This is a genomic window from Lentzea sp. NPDC004789 (assembly GCF_053601075.1).
Genome location: NZ_JBSGBE010000005.1, coordinates 130,165 through 151,984, shown reverse-complemented (window position 1 = coordinate 151,984; position 21,820 = coordinate 130,165). Strand labels below are relative to the sequence as shown.

The 21,820-nt window shown below is 70.9% G+C and carries 19 protein-coding genes and 1 tRNA gene; 8 read left to right on the top strand and 12 right to left on the bottom strand.

The window, feature by feature from the left end; translation table 11 throughout:
* Nucleotides 1-46: 46 nt before the first annotated feature.
* The gene (locus ACWEIJ_RS13540; RefSeq protein ID WP_449837452.1) at nucleotides 47-1,369 is read left to right on the top strand and encodes a hypothetical protein; all 1,323 of its coding nucleotides are present in this window, start codon (nucleotides 47-49) and stop codon (nucleotides 1,367-1,369) included.
* Here the strand turns inward: ACWEIJ_RS13540 and ACWEIJ_RS13535 are convergent.
* The 4 genes from ACWEIJ_RS13535 to ACWEIJ_RS13520 form a co-directional block, all read right to left on the bottom strand.
* A complete protein-coding gene (locus ACWEIJ_RS13535; RefSeq protein ID WP_449837451.1) occupies nucleotides 1,335-1,805 on the bottom strand; it encodes a hypothetical protein in 471 nt (156 codons plus the stop codon). The two genes, ACWEIJ_RS13540 and ACWEIJ_RS13535, sit on opposite strands and share 35 nt — an antisense overlap.
* A gap of 130 nt (nucleotides 1,806-1,935) precedes the next feature.
* On the bottom strand, nucleotides 1,936-2,520 hold the full coding sequence (locus ACWEIJ_RS13530; protein WP_449837450.1) for a sigma-70 family RNA polymerase sigma factor: 585 nt from the start codon (nucleotides 2,518-2,520) through the stop codon (nucleotides 1,936-1,938).
* A 159-nt stretch (nucleotides 2,521-2,679) separates the two neighbouring features.
* Complete coding sequence (locus ACWEIJ_RS13525) at nucleotides 2,680-3,036, bottom strand: response regulator (RefSeq protein ID WP_449837449.1); 357 nt, start codon at nucleotides 3,034-3,036, stop codon at nucleotides 2,680-2,682.
* A gap of 111 nt (nucleotides 3,037-3,147) precedes the next feature.
* Nucleotides 3,148-3,585 (bottom strand): VOC family protein, encoded by a 438-nt coding sequence (locus ACWEIJ_RS13520; protein ID WP_449837448.1) that lies wholly within the window; start codon nucleotides 3,583-3,585, stop codon nucleotides 3,148-3,150.
* Between the two features lie 94 nt (nucleotides 3,586-3,679).
* Here ACWEIJ_RS13520 and ACWEIJ_RS13515 point away from each other — a divergent pair, with 94 nt between their 5' ends.
* Nucleotides 3,680-4,648, top strand: coding sequence for a helix-turn-helix transcriptional regulator (locus ACWEIJ_RS13515; protein WP_449837447.1), 969 nt, complete (start codon nucleotides 3,680-3,682; stop codon nucleotides 4,646-4,648).
* Here ACWEIJ_RS13515 and ACWEIJ_RS13510 read toward each other — a convergent pair.
* Nucleotides 4,602-5,249 carry a Clp protease N-terminal domain-containing protein gene (locus ACWEIJ_RS13510; RefSeq protein ID WP_449837446.1) on the bottom strand — a complete coding sequence of 216 codons (648 nt, stop codon included), beginning with the start codon at nucleotides 5,247-5,249 and terminating at the stop codon, nucleotides 4,602-4,604. The two genes, ACWEIJ_RS13515 and ACWEIJ_RS13510, sit on opposite strands and share 47 nt — an antisense overlap.
* 66 nt (nucleotides 5,250-5,315) lie before the next feature.
* Here ACWEIJ_RS13510 and ACWEIJ_RS13505 point away from each other — a divergent pair, with 66 nt between their 5' ends.
* The 4 genes from ACWEIJ_RS13505 to ACWEIJ_RS13490 all read left to right on the top strand — a co-directional run bounded on the left by ACWEIJ_RS13505 (nucleotide 5,316) and on the right by ACWEIJ_RS13490 (nucleotide 10,121).
* A complete protein-coding gene (locus ACWEIJ_RS13505; protein ID WP_449837445.1) occupies nucleotides 5,316-7,025 on the top strand; it encodes a serine/threonine-protein kinase in 1,710 nt (569 codons plus the stop codon).
* Entirely contained in the window at nucleotides 7,025-7,756 is a 732-nt protein-coding gene (locus ACWEIJ_RS13500) for an SDR family NAD(P)-dependent oxidoreductase (protein WP_449837444.1), read from the top strand. Before ACWEIJ_RS13505 ends, ACWEIJ_RS13500 begins: the two co-directional genes overlap by 1 nt.
* A 114-nt stretch (nucleotides 7,757-7,870) precedes the next feature.
* Nucleotides 7,871-9,196, top strand: a complete 1,326-nt coding sequence (locus ACWEIJ_RS13495; protein ID WP_449837443.1) for a glycosyl hydrolase family 18 protein — start codon at nucleotides 7,871-7,873, stop codon at nucleotides 9,194-9,196.
* 34 nt (nucleotides 9,197-9,230) lie between these two features.
* On the top strand, nucleotides 9,231-10,121 hold the full coding sequence (locus ACWEIJ_RS13490) for a 5'-nucleotidase (RefSeq protein ID WP_449837442.1): 891 nt from the start codon (nucleotides 9,231-9,233) through the stop codon (nucleotides 10,119-10,121).
* On the opposite strand, the gene ACWEIJ_RS13485 is transcribed toward ACWEIJ_RS13490, so the two are convergent.
* The 4 genes from ACWEIJ_RS13485 to ACWEIJ_RS13470 all read right to left on the bottom strand — a co-directional run bounded on the left by ACWEIJ_RS13485 (nucleotide 10,090) and on the right by ACWEIJ_RS13470 (nucleotide 16,936).
* Nucleotides 10,090-10,560 carry a hypothetical protein gene (locus ACWEIJ_RS13485; RefSeq protein WP_449837441.1) on the bottom strand — a complete coding sequence of 157 codons (471 nt, stop codon included), beginning with the start codon at nucleotides 10,558-10,560 and terminating at the stop codon, nucleotides 10,090-10,092. The genes ACWEIJ_RS13490 and ACWEIJ_RS13485 overlap by 32 nt on opposite strands.
* A gap of 60 nt (nucleotides 10,561-10,620) precedes the next feature.
* Nucleotides 10,621-16,089, bottom strand: coding sequence for an ATP-binding protein (locus ACWEIJ_RS13480; protein WP_449837440.1), 5,469 nt, complete (start codon nucleotides 16,087-16,089; stop codon nucleotides 10,621-10,623).
* A 194-nt stretch (nucleotides 16,090-16,283) separates the two neighbouring features.
* Entirely contained in the window at nucleotides 16,284-16,775 is a 492-nt protein-coding gene (locus tag ACWEIJ_RS13475; RefSeq protein ID WP_449837439.1) for a Gmad2 immunoglobulin-like domain-containing protein, read from the bottom strand.
* Nucleotides 16,776-16,855: 80 nt separating this feature from the next.
* A tRNA-Tyr gene (locus ACWEIJ_RS13470) sits at nucleotides 16,856-16,936 on the bottom strand.
* Nucleotides 16,937-17,048: 112 nt separating this feature from the next.
* Here ACWEIJ_RS13470 and ACWEIJ_RS13465 point away from each other — a divergent pair.
* A complete protein-coding gene (locus ACWEIJ_RS13465) occupies nucleotides 17,049-19,631 on the top strand; it encodes an ATP-binding protein (RefSeq protein ID WP_449837438.1) in 2,583 nt (860 codons plus the stop codon).
* A 51-nt stretch (nucleotides 19,632-19,682) separates the two neighbouring features.
* Nucleotides 19,683-19,967 (top strand): hypothetical protein, encoded by a 285-nt coding sequence (locus tag ACWEIJ_RS13460; protein WP_449837437.1) that lies wholly within the window; start codon nucleotides 19,683-19,685, stop codon nucleotides 19,965-19,967.
* A gap of 6 nt (nucleotides 19,968-19,973) precedes the next feature.
* Here ACWEIJ_RS13460 and ACWEIJ_RS13455 read toward each other — a convergent pair whose 3' ends face one another.
* Genes ACWEIJ_RS13455 through ACWEIJ_RS13445 form a run of 3 tightly spaced genes read right to left on the bottom strand, consistent with a single transcriptional unit; the run spans nucleotide 19,974 to nucleotide 21,542 of the window.
* Nucleotides 19,974-20,450 (bottom strand): TspO/MBR family protein, encoded by a 477-nt coding sequence (locus tag ACWEIJ_RS13455; protein ID WP_449837436.1) that lies wholly within the window; start codon nucleotides 20,448-20,450, stop codon nucleotides 19,974-19,976.
* A complete protein-coding gene (locus ACWEIJ_RS13450; RefSeq protein ID WP_449837435.1) occupies nucleotides 20,447-20,743 on the bottom strand; it encodes a hypothetical protein in 297 nt (98 codons plus the stop codon). The genes ACWEIJ_RS13455 and ACWEIJ_RS13450 overlap by 4 nt, the downstream gene beginning before the upstream one ends.
* 10 nt (nucleotides 20,744-20,753) lie before the next feature.
* Nucleotides 20,754-21,542, bottom strand: coding sequence for a MerR family transcriptional regulator (locus tag ACWEIJ_RS13445; RefSeq protein WP_449837434.1), 789 nt, complete (start codon nucleotides 21,540-21,542; stop codon nucleotides 20,754-20,756).
* Between the last annotated feature and the right edge of the window lie 278 nt (nucleotides 21,543-21,820).

Here is a 21,820-nt window from a genome sequence, read left to right as displayed (position 1 = left end):
TGTCGGGGGATCAACTCGGAAGCCCGGCTCTGCCAGCATGTCCGCCATGTACTCCGACCGCGCCCTGGTCATCGGCGCCGGCTTCGCGGGACTGCTGACGGCCAGGGTGTTGTCCGAGTCGTACGGCGACGTCGTGCTCGTCGAGCGCGACCAGGTCGCCGCCGAGACGGAACACCGCCCCGGCATCCCGCAGGCCCACCACCCGCACACGCTGCTCGCACGCGGTGCCGAGGTGCTCGAAGCGCTCTTCCCCCGGCTCGGCGCGGAGCTCGCGGCGGCCGGCGCGGTCCTGACCGACCTCGGCAGCGACGTCCTGACCCGCCTCCCCACCGGCTGGGCACCGCGCGAGCCCGCCGGCCTGACCGTGCCCTCGGTGACGCGCGTGACGATCGAGCGGACCATCCGGCGACGGGTGCTCAAGCTGCCGAACGTGTCCCTCGTGGACGGCGTGACGATCGACGGCCTGCTGCACGACCGCGGCACGGTCACCGGTGTCCACGGCCGCCGCGCCGGCCGGCCCTTCACCGACTACGCCGACCTCGTCGTCGACGCGTCCGGCCGCACCACCAAGCTCGTGTCGTGGCTCGCCGAGTTCGGCGTGCACTGCCCGGCCCCGATGATCGTGAACAGCCACCTCTCCTGCACCTCACGCCTCTACCACGTGAACCGCGACCTGAAGCTCGACTGGAAGACCGCCCGCGAGACCACCCACGCACCCACCGCGAAACGCGGCGGCGCGGTGTCCTCAGTGGACGACGACCTCTGGTTCGTGACGCTCTTCGGCGCGGGCGGCGACGTACCACCGACCGACGAGGACGGGTTCCTCGCCCACGCGGGCACCCTCGAGTGCCAGGACATCGCCGAGATCGTCAAGACCGCGACCCCGGCGTCGGAGATCCACCGGGCCGACAACCTGCGCAGCCGCTGGAACCGCTTCCACCGGGTCCCGAACTGGCCGCGTGGCCTGCTGGCGCTCGGCGACGCGGTCGTCTCGCTCAACCCCCTGTACGGCCACGGCATGACCCTCGCCGCCCTCAACTGCGCCGACCTGCGCGATCTCCTCAAGGACCACGACCTCGCCAAGGAGCCCCTCGTGTTCCAGCGCGCGGTCGCCAGGACCGCGCAGCTCCCGTGGACCTCCGCGACCACCGCCGACCTGGGCTGGAGCCAGAAGAAGCTGCCGCGCCGCACCCGGTTCCGGCAGTGGTACGCCCGCCGCCTGCTCGAAGCGGTCCCCGGCAACCCCCAGGTCCACCGGGCGTTGCTCCGCGTCTCACACCTGGTCGACCACCCGAACACGCTCTTCCGCCCGCGCACACTGCTGCGGGTGCTGCTCAGCGGACGGCGCCCTCGGGCCACAGAACGGTGACGGGCACCCCCCGCGACCGCGCGTAGGCCACCACGTCGGCCGTCCCACCGGGGCCACGACCGGGCAGACCGTCCCACACCGCCAGCAGCGAGTCGGACTCCTCGACCAGCCGCATGCCCGCCTCCAGGTAGGCGCTCGGATGAGGCGTCACGAACGGCAGCTGCACGACCTTGCCCGCCCGCGCCAGCAACCGGTCGTAGACGGGCCGGTAGTCCTCCGGCAACGACTGCCGGTACTCCACCGCGGGCAGCACGGCCACCAGCGAGCCACCGACGTCCAGCACGGCCTGCGCGAACACCGCGTCCGCCCCGTCCGCCAGGCACGACACCCCGACGAGGTCACCGCCGCGTTCGACGGCGGCGCGGATCATCCGGTCGACCTCCGCCTCCAGCTCGGCGGAAAGACCGCGATGTCCGGTGATGCCGAGGCGCGTCATCTGGGCAGGATAGGCGGCCGAAGCAAACCAGGCAGGCGCATTTCAGCAGCCCATTTCAAGCAGGCGCAGGTCAAGCAGCGCAGGTCAAGCAGGCCCCGTTTCAAGCAGGCGCAGGTCGAGCAGACACGTGTCACGCGGCCAGGCACAGGTCCGGGCTCTTCAGCTGCACCCGCAACGAGCGCAGGGCGGAGTGAGCGCGGGACTTCACGGTGCCGACCGGAATGCCGAGCACGGCCGAGATCTCCTCGGAGCTGCGCCCGTGGAGGTACATCTGCACCACGACCTCGCGCCGGCCCGGACTCAGCCGTGCCATCGCGCCGGCGAGGGTGATCGAGTCGACGACCCGCGAGATCTCGCACCTGGCCGTCGGCAGGTGGGCCAGTGCGGCCTCACCGGCTTCCCGCGGCCGGCGGTTGCGCTGCCGGACGCGGTCGACCACGAGGTTGCGGGCCACCGTCGCGAGCCACGGCCTCGCCGACTCCGGACGGTGCGCGAGGCGCGGCGTGCGCCAGGCGCGCAGGAACGTCTCCTGCAGGATGTCCTCGGCCAGATGCGCGTCGCCGTTGGTGAGCGAGCGCAGGTACTTGTGCACCGACGCGCCGTGCATGCGGTAGAGCTCCGCGAGCATCCGGCTGTCGAGCGTCTCGGTGCTCCTGATGGTGCCTCTGACGGTGCCTCTGACGGTGTCTCTGACGGTGCCCCTCACGATGGTCATGTCGCTCGCCTCCGCGGACGGTGACCTCGGGGTGGAGGTCGGGGTGTGGTGGTGAGAACTGTGCTCCCCACCACACCCCTTCCGGATCGGTCGGCCGACCGAACCCGCTCGCGTAGTTGCGGAACCCCCGACCGGGACCGAAGTCCGGCCGCGCCTACGTCATCCGTCCTGCCGACACGCGGCCAGCAACGCACTGACCAGGAGCTCCGAGCAGCCGTCCTTGGCGAGGAACGTGAACGCGCCCGCCGCGATCGCGCCGTCGGCACAGGCGTTGTTCAAACTCATTGCCACCACAGGGATTCCGTACCGCCCGGTGAGGACCTTGAGCAACGACACGCCGTCCCGCTCGGCGGGCATCAACACGTCGACGATCGCGACGCTCGGCGTGGTCTCCTCGGCCATCCGCACGGCAGAGGCCGGGCACCCGGCCTCGCCGACGACCTCGAACTCCTGATGTGCCAGCAGAAACGTCCGCATGGCGCTGCGCACGCGCGCGTCGTCGTCGACGATCAGCACGCGGATGGGCCCTCGCCCGCCGACAACCATCAACGGGCCTCCTGCCAACTGCGACGTCCCGACAAGTAGACGCCCGGGTGATGCCGCAGTTGGAGCGGCGAATGACGGTTCTCAGCCGAGACGTTTGTCGCGGTTCTCGCCGAAGACCGAGGTGACGACCGACGTGTAGTGCACGTTCGTCATGATCCCGAGGACGTTCCCGAACGGATCCACCACGGACGCCGTCATGAACCCCTCACCCCTCGGCCGCGGTTCGTCGTACACCTTCGCACCCAGCTCCACCAGCCGCGCGAGCGTCGCGTCGAGGTCGTCCACCGCCCAGAACAGGATCGCCCCGCCGGGACCGTCGGTCGGCCTCACCTCGAACTGCCGCTGCACCAGCCCGAACTCGGCCTCGAAGTCCCCGATCCGGAACTCGGCGTACCCCAGCTCGCCCTCCGGCGTCCGCCGCTCGAAGTACGCCTCGATCCCGAGGAACTCGGTGTACCAGGCACGCGCCTCGGCCACGTCGTCGGCGTAGAAGACCACGGTGGCCATGCCTCGCAGCATCTTGATCATCCTCCAAAAAAGTTTCCGGTGTCGGGTTCCACCTTCGGCCGTAAAGTGCTCATCCAATGAGCACTTTCACCAGAGATCTGGAGACATGCGCGCAGACCGTCTCGTCGCCACGTTGCTGTTGATGCAGGCCAGAGGCAGGGTGACCGCCGCCGAGCTGGCCAGGGAGCTGGAGGTGTCGACCGCCACCGCCCGCCGCGACCTGGAAGCGCTGTCCGCGGCGGGCGTCCCCGTCTACCCCCAACCGGGGCGAGGCGGCGGCTGGTCGTTGATCGGCGGCGCCCGCACCGACCTCAGCGGGCTGACCGCGGCGGAGGCGCAGGCGTTGTTCCTGATCGCCGGCCCGGCGGCGTCCGTCGCACCCCAGGTGAAGTCGGCACTGCGCAAGCTCGTGCGAGCCCTGCCGCAGACGTTCCGCGCGGACGCGGAAGCCGCGGCGTCCGCGGTCGTCGTCGACACCGCGAGCTGGGGCGACGACACGAAGGACCGCCCGGTGCTGGTGTCACTGCTGCAACAGGCCGTCGTGCGGCAGGTCCAGGTCAGCCTGACCTACCAGAAACGCGGTTCCGCACCGGCCGGGCGCATCGTCGACCCGTGGGGTCTCGTCGACAAGGACGGCGTCTGGTACTTCCTCGCCGGCACCAAGGACGGCCAGCGCACGTTCCGCGTCGACCGCATCCTGGGCGCCACCCTGACCGGCGCTCCGGCGACGAGACCACCCGACTTCGAACTGGCGAGCGCGTGGGACTCGGTCGTCACCGAGGTCGAGCAACGCCGTGCCGAGACCGTCGCGACCATGCTGCTGGCGACGAGGTTTCTCAAGGTGTTCCAGCACATTCACGGCCGGCACTGCACCGTCCTGGAGGACCTCGGCGAGAACACCCGCGTCGAGCTGACCGCCCCGCGCCCGCTCGACATCGCCCGCAACGTCGCCGGCTGGGGCAGCCTCATCACGGTCGAGTCGCCGCAGGCGGTGCGAGACCACCTGGCCCGCATCGGCGCGGAGCTGGTCACCCGATACCCACCTGCTTCTCCAGCCGGTCCAGCCGAGTCATGATCATCTCCAGGATCTTCGCGGCGTCCGGTGCGGTCTGCTGCTTCTTGATGTGCACGATCCCGGCGAGCGCGGTCTGCACGGCTCGGCGGGTGCCCTTGAGATCGGCTCCCAGCGAGCGCAGCACCTCGCCGCCCTTGCCGTCCGGTTCGGCGATGATGCCGAGCAGCAGGTGCTCACAGCCCACGTAGTTGTGTCCGAGCGCCACCGCCTCCACCACGGCCAGCTCCAGGGCGTTGACCGCGTCGGACGCGAACCCGGCCCCCTCCGCCTCCCCCGGTTCGAAGTGCAACGTCCGCGGGTCGATGTCGATCGCGCGCAGCACGTCCAGGGCGAGGTTGCCGCCCTCGTCCACGAGCGCGCGCGCCAGCTCCGCGGTGGTGACCACGGGTGACTCGGCGGCGAGGCGGAGCACCGTGCGCATGCGCTGGGTGAGCTGCGAGCCCCGTTCGCCGTCCAGCTCGTCCACCGTGAGCCCGCGCACCGAGGTGATCCGCTTGACCGAGACCTCCAGCGCGCGCTGGCAGATCGCCGAAATCGGAAGGTTGAGCTCCTTGACGGTTTCGGCCAGGTCATCGGGCAGGTAAACATTGATTTTTGGCATAACCCCATATGTACCCCCAGATGGGGTTACAGTCAACGACGAACGCGGCAACCGTCACACTTGTGAGTGATCAAAGGGAACGGGAGCGCGGGCGTGGAGGAGAAGAGCAGGCTCATCGGGGGCCGCTACCGGTTGAAGGCGAAAGTCGGCCAGGGCGCGATGGGAGTCGTCTGGCAGGCTTATGACGAGCAACTTCACCGTGTGGTCGCGGCTAAGGAGCTGCTCGCCCTCGACGGCCTCGACGACGCCAAGATCGCCCGCGCCAAGGCCAGAGCCATGCGCGAGGCCCGCCTGGCCGCCCGCCTCGAACACCCGAACGCCATCCGCGTCTACGACGTCGTGGAGGAGGACGGTCAGCCCTGGCTGATCATGGAGTACCTCCCGTCCCGCAGCCTCGCCGCCGTGATCACCGAGCAGGGCACGCTGCCGCCGCGCGAGGTCGCCCGCATCGGCTGCTACACCGCCGCCGCGCTGGCCGCCGCCCACCGGCACGGCATCCAGCACCGCGACGTGAAGCCCGGCAACGTCCTGATCGGCGACCAGGAAGTCAAGATCACCGACTTCGGCATCTCCCGCGCCACCGGTGACGACGGCACGGCCACCGCGACGGGAACCGTGGGCACGCCCGCGTTCTTCTCCCCCGAGGTCGCGCGCGGCGAGGACGCGGGCTTCGCGTCCGACGTCTTCTCCCTCGGCGCCACGCTCTACAACGCCGTCGAGGGCGGGCCGCCGTTCGGCACCGCCGACAACCACATCGCCATGCTGCACCGCGTGGCCAGCGGGTCGATCATGCCGCCCGCCAACGCCGGTCCGCTGCTCGCGCCGGTGCTGTTCCGCCTGCTGGCCAACGAACCCGAGCGCCGTCCGTCCATGGAGGAGGCCGTGCACCTGCTGGCCGCCGTGGTGAACGAGTCGCCGCTGGGGTCGGAGGCGACCGCGGTCATCCCGGCCACGGTGGAGCTGCCGGCCGAGGCCCAGCCGGAGGAGAAGGCGAAGCAGGAGGCGAGCGCGGCCGCGGCCGCGCTGGTGGCGGGTGCCGCTGCCGCCGAGGCCGTCAAGCTGACGGCACCGCCCGCGGCACCGGAGCCCGAGCCGGAGCCGGAGCCGGAGCCCGTCGAGGAACCGGCCGCGGCGGCACCGACCCCTGCCGCAGCGCTGCAGGAGGTCGTGGCACCCCCACCGGTTCAGCAGCCGGAGGAGGAGAAGCGGCGCAAGTTCCCCCTCGTCCCCATCGCGATCGTGCTCCTCGTGCTGGCCGTGGGTGTCGGCTCGTTCCTGTTGTGGCCCAAGGGCAAGGGCCAGCACGCCCAGTCCCCCACCAATTCGGCCTCCTCCGGCACGTCCGCCGCGCCCACCACCAGCCAGACGCAATCGCAGACCCAGACGCAGACGACGACGCAGACGACGACGGAGCCCCCGGCGCAGACGACGACGAACCCGCCGGCCAACCCTCCGAACCCGCCCGCGAACCCGCAGACCGCCGCGCAGGCGCTCCAGGCCTACTACGCGCTGGTCCCGAACAACCTCGAAGCCGGCTACGCCACGCTCACGGACTCCTTCAAGGCGGCCATGGTGCCGACTTTCCAGAAGTACCAGTCGTTCTGGAGCCAGTACACCTCGGTGCAGCTGTCGAACGTCACCCAGCAGGGCGACAACGTCGTGTCCGCGACGCTGCAGTACATGCAGGGGTCTGCCGTGGTCACCACTGAACGCAACACGTACACCCTGGTGCAGCAGAACGGGAAGTGGATGATCGACAAGCAGGTCAGCGGCTGATGCGCGCCCTGGTCACCGGAGCGTCCCGCGGCATCGGCGCCGCCGTCGCGCACGCCCTCGCGAAGAACGGCCACCAGGTCGCCGTCCACTACCGCAGCGGTGCGGCCGAGGCCGAGAAGGTGGCCGAAAGCCTTGCCGGCACCGGACATGTGACCGTCCAGGGTGATCTCGGCGCGGACCAGGCGGGGCAGATCGTCGCCGAGACCGCGGACCGGCTCGGCGGCCTCGACATCCTGGTGAACAACGCGGGCGTCTACTTCCACCACCCGATCGCCACGACCACCTTCGAGGAGTGGCAGCAGGCCTGGCGCCGCACGATCGAGCTCAACCTCTACGGTCCCGCCGACCTCGCGTGGCACGCGGTCCGGCACATGACCGAGGGCGGCCGCATCGTCAACATCGGCTCGCGCGGCGCCTACCGGGGTGAGCCGGACGCGCCCGCGTACGGCGCGGCGAAGGCCGGCCTGCACGCGATGACCCAGTCGCTCGCGCAGTCCCTTGCCCCGCAAGGCATCGCGGTGGCCGGTGTCGCGCCGGGGTTCGTGCGGACCGACATGGTCACGGACTTCCTCGACAGCCCGGAGGGCGACGCGATCCGCGCGCAGAGCCCGTTCAACCGCGTCGCCGAGCCCGAGGAGGTCGCCGCGGCGGTCGCGTGGCTCGCGCAGCCGGAAGCCGTGTGGGCCAGCGGCACGATCATCGACGTGAACGGCGCGTCGTACCTGCGCTGATTCCCCGTCAGGCGACCGGAACCAGTTCCGGTCGCCTGTCGATCTTCCACACCACCGGTCTAGACCACTAACGTCGCGAGTGGGCGCTCGACGAAAGTGGAAGGCAACCCTGCAATGCGTTCACTCCGCTCCCGCCTCGGTGTCGCCGGCCTGGTGCTGGCCACCACGGCGACGATGACCGTCCTGGCGCCTGCCGCGCAGGCCGCCTATCCCCAGGGCTTCCGGAGCGTCGGCTACCTGCCGTCGTGGTCCGGCAGCGTCGGCTCCGTCCAGTACGGCAAGCTCACCCACATCAACTACGCCTTCGTGCTGCCGAACGGCAACGGCACGCTCCAGGGCATCCCCGACACCGGCAAACTTCAGCAGCTGGTGAGCCTCGGGCACCAGAACGGCGTCAAGGTCTCGCTCGCGGTCGGCGGCTGGAACGACGGCAACGACTCGGCGTTCGAACAGCTGGCGGGCAACGCCGGCGCGCGCACCACGTTCGTCAACAGCCTGATCAACGTCGTCAACCAGTACAACCTCGACGGCATCGACATCGACTGGGAGTACCCGGATCCCGGCCAGTCCGGCACCAACTACGCCGCGCTCATGCAGCAGCTCGGCACCCAGCTGCACCAGCGGGGCAAGCTGCTCACCGCCGCGGTCGTGAGCGAGGGCGGCACGGCGGAGGGCGTGCAGACGTCCGTGTTCAACGCGGTCGACTGGCTGAACATCATGGCCTACGACGGCGGCAGCCCGCACGCGAACTACGACTGGTCGATCGCCTCGGTCAACTTCTGGAAGAGCCGCGGCCTGCCGGCGAGCAAGGCCGTGCTGGGCGTGCCGTTCTACAGCCGGCCGACCTACATCGCCTACCGCGACCTCGTCGCGCAGGACCCGGCCAACGCCAACCGCGACTGCTACAACGGCAACTGCTACAACGGCATCCCCACGATCAAGCGCAAGACGTCGTGGGCGTTGTCCAACGCGGGCGGCATCATGAACTGGGAGCTGTCGCAGGACACGAACGACGGCACCAGCCTGCTCAACGCCATCTGGGAGACCGCGTCCGGCGGCACCCCGCCCACCGGCGGCACGATCGTCGGCTACGGCGGCAAGTGCGTGGACGTGGCGGGCGCGAACTCCGCCAACGGCACGGCGGTGCAGCTCTGGACGTGCAACGGCACCAACGCCCAGCAGTGGTCCCGCAACGGCAGCACGCTGCGCGCGCTGGGCAAGTGCCTCGACGCGTCCGGCACCGGCAACGGCGCGGTGACGCAGCTGTGGGACTGCACCGGCGCGGGCAACCAGCAGTGGACCGCCGAGTCCAACGGCCAGCTGCGCAACACGGCCTCAGGCAGATGTCTCGACGCCACCGGCCCCAGCTCGGCCGACGGCACCCGGCTCCAGCTCTGGGACTGCGCCGGCACGGCCAACCAGCGCTGGACGATCTCCTAGGGACCGCGGCGACGCGGCGGCTACGATCCCCCGCATGGCTCCCAGCCTGGAGAACCTGCTGGTCGTAGGCGTCGCGTCGAGCGCGCTGTTCGACCTGTCCGCGTCCGACGCCGTGTTCCAGGCCGAGGGCGAACAGGCCTACCGCGCGTACCAGGAGGCACACCTCGACGAGCCGTTCGCGCCCGGTGTCGCGTTCCCGTTCATCCGGCGGCTGCTGCGGCTCAACTCGCTGGGACCGCTGGTCGAGGTGATCGTGCTGTCGCGCAACTCCCCCGACACCGGCCTGCGCATCCTGCGGTCGGCGGCCCATCACGAGCTGGCGATCACGCGCGCGATCTTCACCGAGGGGCGGGCGCCGCACGAGTACATGCCGGCGCTGAACATGTCGTTGTTCTTGTCCGCGCACGAGAACGACGTCCGCAAGGCCACGTCGGCCGGCATGCCCGCGGGCCAGGTGCTGAAGTCGTCGTTCCAGGACGACGACGATCCGGCGCTGCGCATCGCGTTCGACTTCGACGGCGTGCTGGCCGACGACGCCGCCGAGCGGATCTACCAGTCCGGCGGCCTCGACCAGTTCCAGCGGCACGAGGCCACCAACGTCGTCACCCCGCTCGATCCGGGACCGCTGCGGAACTTCCTCGCGGGCGTCAACCGGATCCAGCGGCTCGCCGAGGACAGGATCCGGGTCTCGGTGGTGACGGCCCGGTCCGCGCCGGCGCACGAGCGGGCGATCAACAGCCTCAAGGCGTGGGGGCTGACCGTGAACGACGCGTTCTTCCTCGGCGGGCTGCGGAAGGCGCCGATCCTGGACGTGCTCAGGCCGCACATCTTCTTCGACGACCAGCGCGGGCACCTGATCCAGACCGTGCCGTGCGTGCACGTCCCGTTCGGGATCACGAACGAAGGCGATCTATCTCCGCGGTGAGCTCGGCGCGCAGGTCGTCGTGTTCCGGGCCGACCGCGAAGGCCGGGTCGGACCAGCGTTCGACCGGGTACAGCCACACCGGGCGGCCGACGAGGTCCGGCGGCTCCCAGTCGTAGCGCGGCCAGATGTGCGCGTGCAGGTACGGGTCCGTGTTGCCGAGGATCTCCAGGTTGACCCGGCGGAACCCGGGGTCGCGGCGAGCGCAGACCCGTTCGACGGCCTCGGCGGCCAGTTCCAGGTCGGCCAGGAACTCCAGCCGGCGGCGCCGCGGCAGGTCGGTCAGCCGCTGCACGTTCGGCGTGTCCACGAGCAGGACGCAGTAGCCGGGCAGGAACTGCGTGTCGCCGATGGTCGCGAAGCCCGCGTCGAGCCTGCGCAGCACCCCGGGGTTCACGCCGCGCAACGCCGACCCGATCCGGTCCTGCTTCCAGTCCCACATACCCGCCTCCAACGCGAAGGAGCCCCGGTCGCGAAGACCGGGGCTCCCACAATCTAGCGACTACGACCGGGCCAGGCCGTCCTCGATCGCCTTGATGATCGCCGGCCGCAGCTGCGCGGCCGAGATGATCGCGTCGACCGAGCCGACCTCGACCGCGCGCTGCACGCTGTGCACCCGGTCGAACTCGGCGGCCATCTCGTTCAGCTTCTCCGTGCGCACCGACTGGCGGGTGGCCGCCAGCTCGGCGGTCAGCGCGGCACGTTCGGCGCCGGACGCCTCGGCGACCGAGGTCTCCAGCTTCTTCACGCGCGGGTCGTTGGCCGTGCGGCCGTCGACCTCGCGGGCGAACACCACGGCCGCGGCGGGCGCGCCGCCGATGACCGAGGCGAAGGAGCCCTCGACCGCGAGCACCGTCATCGACGGGTTCAGGGCCTTCGAGAAGACCACGAACGCGCCGCCGTGGTAGCGCGAGATCACGGTGAAGACGATCGGGCCGCGGAAGTTCACGATCGCGCGGCCGATCTCCGCGCCGTACTCCAGCTGGAGCTCGCGCATCGACTCCGGGGAGCCGTCGAAGCCGGACAGGTTGGCCAGCACGACCAGAGGCCGGTTGCCCGAGGCCGCGTTGATCGCGCGGGCCGCCTTCTTCGACGACTTCGGGAACAGCGTGCCCGCGGTGTAGGTGTCCGGGCCGTCGGTGGGCGGGAAGCCGGTGCGGGCCACGCCGCGCGACTCGATGCCCAGCAGCGTCACGGGAATGCCGCCGAGGTGGACGTCCTGGACGACCGCGGTGTCGGCCTCGGCCATGCCCGCCCAGCGCTCCAGCACCTCGTGGTCCTGGTCGGACAGTGCGCGCATGACCGTGCGGATGTCGAACGGCTTCTTGCGGTCCGGGTTCGCCTCGATCGAGAAGATCTCGCCGACGGTCTGGAACGGGCTGTCGCCGGCCACGTGCGGGTAACCGGAGACGTCGCGGTCGGACGGGTCCGAAGTGGACACCCGGCGCGGGCCGGACTCGCCCGGCGCGACGTAGCTGTGCTCGTAGTGCGCCAGCAGGACGTCGAAGGCGGACCGCAGGTTCGGGGCCCAGTACTGCGCCTGGCCGTTCGGGCCCATGACGCGGTCGTAGCCGCCGATGCCGTAGTTGTCCTCCGCCGAGACACCACCGGAGAAGTCCAGCGCCTGCTTGCCGGTCAGCACCATCGCGCTGTCCGGGGTCATGACGAGGATGCCCTTGGTGTGCATGAGCATCGTGGCCTCGGCGTTCCAGTACGGCTGGGCGCCGACGTTGATGCCGTTGACCACCACGTTGATCTCGCCGCCGGCCTGGGTGAACTCGACGATCCGCTTCAACGCGGCCGCGACCCAGTCCATGTTCTCGACACCGGAGCTCATCGAGATCTTCGCGCCGGACGAGAGCGAGAACCACTCCAGCGGAACGGACAGCTCCTCGGCCAAGTCCAGCGCGTGGATCACCCGCGAGCACTCGGGCTCGGCCAGGGCGCCCAGCGACTTGGTCGGATCGCCCAGCAGGACGACGCGCTTCATGCCCTCCGGGTAGGCCGGGGTCGGCGTGGTGACGACACCGACGACGATGCCCGCCTTGTTGCCGCCGCGCGGGCGGTCGACCGGCACCAGGGCGCCGTCGACGAGGTCGTGCTCCACGAAGGACCCGCCGTCGCCGACGAGCATGTCGACCAGCTCGTACGGGTAGATCGTGCCGCGCGACTGGGCGCGCAGGACGTTCTGGCGGTAGTCGTCGAGCGGCTGGATCGGCTCGGTCGGCGGCTGCACGAACGAGAACGAGACACCGGCGCCCGCGTCGTTGGCGATCCGCACGCCGATGTCGGTGAGCTCACCGGTGGTGGCGTCCTTGCGGCGCGCGAGGAACAGGACCTCCTCCAGGTCCAGCCCGGTGGTGGTCGGCAGCACGCGGGTGGCGACCGCGTCCAGGTCCTTCGAGGACAGGTCGGTGGGCGGCCACGCGTACAGCACGACCCGGTTGGTCGCGAGACGAGTGCGGCCACCGGCCTGCGCACGTGCCCGGCGGATGCCGTCCAGGCAGGTCGCCAGCACGTCCTCGGCGGCGGGCAGGGCGACGATCCGGCCGTCGTCGTCGCGCAACGGCGTCAGGTCGCGGACCTGCCCCAGCGCCACCAGACGCTCGTCGGACTTGTTCGCCTTGGCGACCGCGCGGAACAGGTAGACGTCCTCGTCCACCGACGGCAGGCGGGTGAGGTCGAACTCGCGCAACCGCTCCAGCTGCATGCGTTCGGCGATGCGCGGGTGCAGCCCGCGCACCAGCCTCTCCTCGGCGAACCCGTTGGACGACGGGCGGAAGGTGAAGTGGTGGTGCATCGACTCGCCGCGACGGCCCGCGACCGTGGTGGTGATGCGGGTGATCGTCGGCGGCAGCTGGTGCGCGGCCAGTGCGGCGCCCAGACCGGCGGCCATCTCGTCCTGGTCGGACGGTCCGTCCACCCAGTTGACGTAGAGGTCCGCGACGACCGCGGTGCCGTTGCCGTGCTTGACGACCTCGCCGACGGCGTCGGACAGCGACGGGAACTCCACCGCGGTCGACACGAGACGGGTCTGCTCCGGCTCGTTCTCCGCGACGAAGAACGCACCCGAGACGCGCGGGTTCGCCAGCGCCTTCTTCGTGTAGTAGCGGCGGGCCAGCACCTCCAGCAACGGGGTGTTGTCCGCGCCCGGCTTGCCGATGCGCTGCCCGAGCAGCCGCACCAGCGGCTCGGCCGACGCCACCATCGCCGCGATCCGCTCCTCGCGGTCGGCGGCCTGGGGCTGGGCGTCGAGGTGGATCAGGTGCCTGCGGACCTCGCTGTGCACGCGGGCGCGGTTGCGGCGCACCAACGGCTGCGCGAACCACGTGAACACGACGCTGCGGGCCAGGTCGGCGACCGCCGGGTAGCGGACCTGCGTCGCCGCGACGATGTGCTCCAGCACCAGGCCTACCTGCACCCGCTCGGCCTCGACCGGCGGCGCCTCCTGCACCCACTGGCGCAGCAGCGTCGTCGCGACGGCCGCGTCGAAGACACCGCGGCGCAGCGCGACGAAGATGCGGAAGACGGCCTGCTCCAGCTCCGGCGTGCGGTCGAGCTCGGTGATGCCGTAGTGGCCGATCACGTTCTGCAGGCGGGCGCGGAAGCCCTCGGGCAGCGCGGCGCGGTCGGCGTCGAGCGTCTTGAGGTAGGTGTGGAAGTGCTCGCGCGGAGAGTGGATGTGGTTCTCCGGCTTGGTCTCCTCGCCCGCGGGACGGTTGCGGGAGAGGTCGCACAGGTCGGCGAAGATGCCGAGCAGCTTGGCTTCCGCGACGAGCGGCCGTTCCAGCAGGTCGTGCCGCGCGCCCATGTAGTTCGACAGCACGCGCTCGGTGTCGGCGGCGGTGGTGTCGAAGCCCAGCAACAGGTTCCGCAGGTCGTCGAGACCGCGGGCGGCGAGCTCCTCCGGTGAGACGTCGGTGCGCGGCGCGGGCAGTTCGAGCTCCACGGCGGACTCGGACTTCTGCTCCTCGACGGCCCCGGAGGCGTCCTCGATCTCCTCCAGTTTGAGCAGCGCGCCACCGGCGGGCACCTGGGTGCCGACGACGACGTTGAGCTCCTTCAACCGCGCGCGGAACGGCGCGCGCAGCACCGTCTCCATCTTCATCGCCTCGAGGACCAGCACGGGCGCGCCGGCCTCGACCTCGGCGCCGACCTCCAGCGGGGTCGCGACGACCAGCGCGGGCATCGGCGAGCGCAGGACACCGCCCTCGTCCCGGGTCACGCGGTGGGTGACGCCGTCGACCTCGACCTGGTGGACCGGGCCGGACGTGCCGGTGACGACGCGGAACCGCGTGCCGTTGACGGTGATCTGGCCGACGTGGTGGTCGAACCGCTCGACGTCGACGTCACCGGTCAGGACGTTGTCCGAGTCCGCCGCGGACACGCCCACGCGGTACTTGGCGGCACCGACGCGGGCCACGTTCACGACGTAGGACTGGCCGCGCAGCACGAACTCCAGCTTGCGGGCGCCCTCGTGGTTCGTGCGCGGCTGGCCACCGCGGGCCGACGCCAGCAGCTGGGTGAGGTTGAGGTGCTCCTCGTCCTCGTAGACCTCGATACCGGCGGCCGCCAGCGCGATGGCGGAGTGGCGGTGCGAGATCAGGCCGCCCTCGGCGCGGACGCGGTCGATCCACGAGGTGTCGGCGGAGCCGTCAATCACGGCGGGCTCGTCGAGCAGGTCGAGCACGAAGCTCTTGTTCGTCGTGCCGCCCTCGATGATCACGGTCGTCTCGGCCATGGCGCGGCGCAGCTTGCCGAGCGCCTCGTCGCGGTCGCGGCCGTACGCGATGATCTTCGCGATCATCGAGTCGAAGTCGGACGGGATCTGCGAGCCCTCGGCCACACCGGTGTCGACGCGGATGCCGGGGCCGGCGGGCAGCTCCAGCCGGACGATCGTGCCCGGGCACGGCGCGAAGTCGCGGTCGGGGTCCTCGGCGTTCAGGCGGGCCTCGACGGCGTGACCCTGCTCGACCGGCTTGGGGCCTTCGAGCCGGCCGCCGCCCGCGACGTGCAGCTGCGCCTTGACCAGGTCGAAGCCCGTGGTGATCTCGGTGATCGGGTGCTCGACCTGCAGGCGGGTGTTGACCTCCAGGAACGCGAAGAGCCGCTCACCGGGGTGGTAGAGGAACTCGACGGTGCACGCGCCGCGGTAGCCCACCGCGTTGGCGAGCCGCTCCGCGGACGCCTTGAGGTCCTCGACCTGCTGCGGTTCGAGCACGCAGGAGGCGGACTCCTCGATGATCTTCTGGTTGCGCCGCTGCACCGAGCAGTCGCGGACGCCGAGCGCCCACGCCGTGCCCTGGCCGTCGGCGATGACCTGCACCTCGACGTGGCGGGCGCCGGTGACCAGGCGCTCCAGGAACATCACGCCGGAACCGAACGCGCGCGCGGCCTCCTGGCTGGTGCGGTCGAAGTTCTCCTCCAGCTCCTGAGCCGAGGTGATCTTGCGGATGCCGCGGCCACCACCACCGGCGGTCGCCTTGAGCATCAACGGGTAGGTGACCTCCTCGGCCACCTTCAGCGCGTGCTCCAGGTTCTCGACGGCACCGCGCGACCACGGCGCGACGGGAACGCCGACCTCCTCGGCGATCAGCTTCGAGCCGATCTTGTCACCGAGCTTGCGCATGGCCTCGGCGGACGGGCCGACGAACGTGACGCCGACCTGCTCGCACAGCTCGGCGAACTCGGGGATCTCGGCGACGAAGCCCCAGCCGACCCACGCGGCGTCGGCTTTCGTCTCGACGAGGGCCTGCTCCAGCACCTTCAGGTTGAGGTACGGACGGTCAGCCGCCAGGCCGAGGTTGTAGGCGAGGTCGGCCTCCCTGACGAAAGGCGCCGACTTGTCGACATCGGTGTACAGGGCGACGGTCTCGATCCGTTCCCCTGACTCGGCGGCGAGCTCACGGACGGCGTGGATCAGCCGCATTGCGGCTTCCCCGCGGTTGACGATCGCTACACGACTGAACAACGACTTGACTCCTCGCGGACGCACAAACCTCAGCGGCAGTCGCCGCCCAATCGATGTACACACTCTCGTCTACTACCCGGTAGGAAAACCGCTAGATCGAAGCGAGTTGAGCAGCGTGCTTTGTATGAAACCAACAAGCAACCAGGTCCTCGGCAGGGGATCACTTGAGCCCCGTGTCCCAGCTCACGGTGTCCTCATGCCTGCGGGATGCGCAGCACGGTGCCGGGCTGGATCACGTTGGGGTCCGTGATGACGTGCGGGTTCGCCCGGACCAGCCGGGTGTAGAGGTTGCCGTTGCCGTAGAAGTGCACGGCGATGGACCACAGGGAGTCGCCGGGCTGGACCACGTACTCCAGGTAGACGCGGTAGCCGGGCACGATCCGCGGCCCGTACACGACGGGCACGATGACCTTGTCCAGTTCGGCCCCGTCCTTCGGGGAGGCCCAGAAGACCTCGACGTAGAGCCGGTCGAGCGCGAACGACGCGCCGGACACGTCGACGCTCACCTGGAACTGGCCGTGGCCTCCACCGCCATCGCCGGCCGTGAACGCGCCGGTGACCTCGTCGTGCCCTTCGTGGATCCGGTAGCTGAACCGCGCCTCGAACGCCCCGCCCGCGGTGCCTCCGATCAGGATCTGGCTGCCGACGAGACCGAGCGCGCGCGGTTGTTGAACATCGATGGACATGTCGTCCCCTTTCCACCCGTGTAGTCGCGGAGCGGGACGGGGTCGTTGCCCCGGGTCACCCCGGTGGCGCAACGTCCGAGTGGTGGAGGACGGAGTCGAACCGCCTTCGCGCGTGGCTCCCGTTTTACAGACGGGCGGGGCTCCACAGCCCCATCTCCACCATTGTGCGAATTCCCTTTTTCAGGCCGCTGATCTGCGGTTATGCGACAATCATGCGGCTTCGCGCTGATGAGGCTCAACCGATTATTCGAAACGCGCTCCGGGGTGTGAGCGATGTCGGAGGACGTGAGGGTGGTGGGACGGGGCCGCGAGCTCGCGATGCTGCGGTCGTGGCTGGCGGCGGACGCGGGCCGGCTGGTGCTGTGCGGCGGTGAGCCGGGCATCGGCAAGACGCGGCTCGCCCAGGAGCTGGCGGGGCACGCGCTCGCACGCAGCCGCGAGGTCGTGTGGGGGCACTGCGTCGAGACCTCGGGGGCGCCGGCGTTCTGGCCGTGGCGGCAGGTGCTCAAGGGGGTGGGCGCCGACCCGGACGCGGTGCTGGCCCACGACGCCGAGGTGCCGCAGGACAGGTTCCGGGTGTTCGACGCGGTCGCGACCGCGCTGGACCGCGACGGGCTGGTGATCGTCGTCGAGGACGTGCACTGGGCCGACGAGGCGTCGTTGCTCGTGCTCGCCCACCTCGCCACCCAGCTGAGGAACGTGCTGATCTTCGCGACGTTCCGCGACCCGTGCCCGGCGGTCGCGGACCTCATGCGCTCGGCGGTCCGCATCGACCTGCACGGGCTGTCCGCCGACGAGGTGGCCGAGCTGACCGGGCCGGAGCACGCGGCCACGATCACGGACCTGACCGGCGGGAACCCGTTGTTCGTCACGGAGATCGCCCGCGCGGTGCAGGACGGCACGTGGCGCCCGGACCAGCCGCCGCGCAGCGTCCGGGACATCGTCGCGGCACGGCTGGACCGGCTCGGTCCCGACGCCCGCGCGCTGATCACGACGGCGGCGCTGATCGGCCGCGACTTCGACGTCGACCTCGCCGCGGCGGCGTCCGGCGTGCCGATCAGCGCGCTCGACGAGGCCGCCACGTTGATCGACGCGACGGGCCACCGGTTCGTGCACGCGCTGACCCGGGACGCCGTCGAGGCCTCGCTCGGCACCGCCGAGCGCCGGGCGACACACCGGCGGATCGCCGAGGCGATGACCGGGAGCACGCGTTACGCCGACGTCGCCCGGCACTGGACCGCGTGCGGCGAACCGGGCAAGGCACGGGACTGGACGATCCGCGCGGCCGAGGACGCGGTGCGGCGGCTGGCCTACGAGGAGGGCGCGCGGCTCTTCCGCGCGGCGGCGTCCATCGAGGACGGCTGCGAGGTGCAGGTCGCGCTGGGCCGGGCCGCCTACTTCGCGGGCGATCTCGCCGGGTGCGTGCGGGCCGCCCAGCGCGCCGCCGAGCTGGCGGGGACCCCGGAACAGGTCGCGGAGGCCGCGCTGGTGCTCGAAGCCGCACCCGGTGCCGGGGTGAACGCGGTGGCGACCCCGTTGTGCGACAACGCACTCCGCCTGCCGGTCAGCCCTGCCACCCGCGCCCGGCTGCTCGCCCAGCGCAGCCACCTCGCGTTCTACCGCGGCGAACAGCACCGCCTCGACGAGCTCAGCGGTGAGGCGCTCGACCTGGCCCGGCGCAGCGGTGACGACCGCGCGCTCGCCGAGGCCCTGCACGCCCGGCAGGAGGCCTGTCCCGGTCCGGCGGGCCGTGCGGAACGGCTCGGGCTGGCCACCGAGATGACCGGCCTGGCGCACCGCACCCGCAGCCCGCGCGGTGCCATGTGGGGCTCGCTGTGGCGGATCCACGCGTTGATCGAGAGCGGCGAACTCGCTGCCGCGCAAGAGGAACTGCCCGCGTTGCGGCTGGCTTGCGACCGCGTCGGCGGCGAGGTGCCGCGGTGGCACCTGGAGGTCGTGACGGCGTGCCTGGCCCAGGCGCAGGGCCGGTTCGCCGAGGCGCGAGAAGTAGGCCGCAGTGCCTACGACCGCATGCGGGTGATCGAGCGCGAACCGGCGTCCGGCGCGTACTTCGCGTTGCAGTGCGGGCTCGCGTGCCACCTCGGCCCCACCGAGGACGGTCTGGCGCTCGCACGGCACTTCCACGACCCGCCGCCGCGGTTCCGGCTGATGTCCAAGCTGACGCGGGCGTTCCTGTTGCTGCGCGCGGGTTTCCGCGACGAGGCGCTGGAGTGGTACCGCCGTTGCGGCCCCATCGGCGAGTGGGACCTGCCGGCGTTCTTCGTGGTGCCGGGCCTGGTCGACGCAGTGCTCGTCACGTCCGGCCTGGGCCTGCTCGACGACCTCGCGGAGCTCCTGCCCCGGCTGGAGGTGTTCCGCGGCGAGCACGCGGCCGGCAACGGCGTCGCGTACATGGGCCCGGTGTCGCTCGCGCTGGGCCGCGGCCACCTGGCTCTCGGCAAGCTCGACCTGGCCGTAGCCGACCTCACCACCGCCGTGGACGAGGCGTCACGGGCGGGCGCGCCGGCGTTCGCGGCCGAGGCCCGCTGGCACCTGGCGTCGGCGTTGCGCGCCGCCGGTGAGGACGCCGACGCCGTGCAGCGCGCCGCCGACCGCGCGATCCGCGCGTTGGGCATGAGCGGCTTCACCACGGTCGACCTGAGCAGCCGCGAGCACGAGGTCGCGAGCCTCGTCACCGAAGGCCTCACCAACCGGCAGATCGCCCAGCGGCTGGTGATCTCCGAGCGGACCGCGCAGAACCACGTCCAGCACATCCTCACCAAGCTCGGCTTCAGCACCCGCAGCCAGATCGCGGCGTGGATGAGTACCCACCCGAGTACTCCGGCGGATGGCTGAGCAGCGCGAACTCCCTAGGTTTCTGAGCCACACGACCTCAGGAGGAACATCATGTGGCTCACCATCGCAACCCCGCCCGTGCACACCCTCGACAAGCTCGACAAGGTGATGGGCTCGGTCACCCCGGAGGGCCTGCGCGCCCGCTACGCCTGCCAGGCCGACGGCAAGTTCCAGATCATCGCCGTGTGGGACTCGGAGGAGCACGCCGAGCGCTTCTTCCACGAGACCCTCGGCCCCGTGATCGCCCGCGTCCTCGGCCCGGAGCCCTCGGGGGCGGGCGGCTTCCACCGCGGCATGGAGGTGCTGCGGGAGTTCATCCCGGCCAACGCCGGCTGATCCGCGTCAGTTGAGCGTCGCGATCGAGATGTTCAGCGCTCCGGCGAAGCTCACCCACGCCAGGTAAGGCACCAACAACAGCGCGGAGACCCTGCTGCGCCACGAGAACACGACGACCAACGCGACGATCGTCAGCCACAGCAGCAGGATCTCCGCAAACGCCACCTCGTACCAGCCGAGGCCGAAGAACAACGGCGTCCACAGCGCGTTCAGCACCAGCTGCACGCCGAACAACGCGAGCTCCGGCCGCCTGGCACCACGCCGCCAGGCCAGCCAGCCCGACATCGCGATCAGCCCGTACAGCACCGTCCACACCGGACCGAAGAGCCAGGCGGGCGGTGCCCAGTCCGGCCGCCGCAGCGCCAGGTACTCCGCCCCCGCGGAGATCGAGAACAGCGATCCGACCACAGCGGTCACGACCACCGCGGCGAGGAACACGAACAGCACGCGCACGGGGTGGTGGCGCAACGGCAACGCGGTCATGGGGTACTCCCGGCAGGCAGTGCGCGGACGATGGCGAGCACCGCGGCGCGGCTGGGAGCCGCCCGTTCGGCGTCGTCGAGCAGGGACAGTTCGTCGGCCAGCACGGCCTGGCGGATCGCGTCGAACCGGTCGGGCAGCTCCCGCCGCAACGCCTCCACCAGCCGGCCCCGCAGGGCCCGTCCGGCGGGGTCGTCGGAGGGCAGCACCCGCCAGTGCGCAAGCAGAACGCGCTCGGCCACGTCGTCGCCACCGGCCACCCACAGCAGGCGGATCATCCGGTCGGCGAGGCTCACACCGAGCAGTCTAGATTCGATTCAAAATCGTTTCAACTGCGTCGCCGAGCGTCTCCACCCGCCGGACGTCGCCGGGAAGCGGCACCTCGTCCCACCCCGGTCCCGCGACCAGCACCGGAGTACCCCTCAGCCGGTCCAGCGGCACCTGCTCCGCGTACACCCGATCGTGAGCCCAGACGAACACCACGCGCGGCTCCAGCCGTGCCGCCGCGCTCACCAACGCCGCCGCGGGCACGCGGGCACCGAGGTTCCGCGACGCGTGCCCCTGCTCGGCGAGGGCCGCCGCCAGCACGTCCAGCGGCAGGCTGTGCTGCTCGTCCGGCGCACACGCCAGCAGCACCACCGGCTCCCCCAGCGCCACCCCGGACACCCGCATCGCGTCGGAGATGCTGCCGCTCGCGACGTGCTCGACCTCGACCCCACCGGCGGCCGACGAGATCCGCTCGCCGAGCTCGACCAGGAACGGCATCAGCACCGCGTCCCACGTGTGCACGACGCCGTGGCGGGCGATCAGGCTGACGGCCACCCGGCGCATCCGTGCCGCGTCGAGCTCGTCGGCGGCCGCCCAGAAGTCCGGGTCACCGGCCGGGACCAGGGACGCCGCCGCCGACGCGGGCGCGACCCCGGACTCGGTCAGCTCGACCATGCGCTTGAGCCGTGCGACGTCGTCTTCGTTGTAGCGGCGATGCTTGCCCTCGTGCCGTGTGCTGGGACCGAGACCGTAGCGCCGGTCCCACGTGCGCAGGGTCGTCGGCGAGATGCCGAGCATCCGCGCGACCGCTCCGGCACTCCACTCCACCGTTCACCTCCGCTGCAACGATCCTGAATCGTAATGCGCGGCGCCGTGAACGCACGCGGGGACCTTTCGTACTCTCACACAGTACGAAACGTCCCCACGTACCCCACCAACCACAGCGGACCACCGCCACAACCCGCCCAGCCACAGCTAGTACGCGGGGAGCTTTCGTACTCTCACGCAGCACGAAACGTCCCCACGTACCCCACCAACCACAGCGGACCACCGCCACAACCCGCCCAGCCACAGCTAGTACGCGGGGAGCTTTCGTACTCTCACGC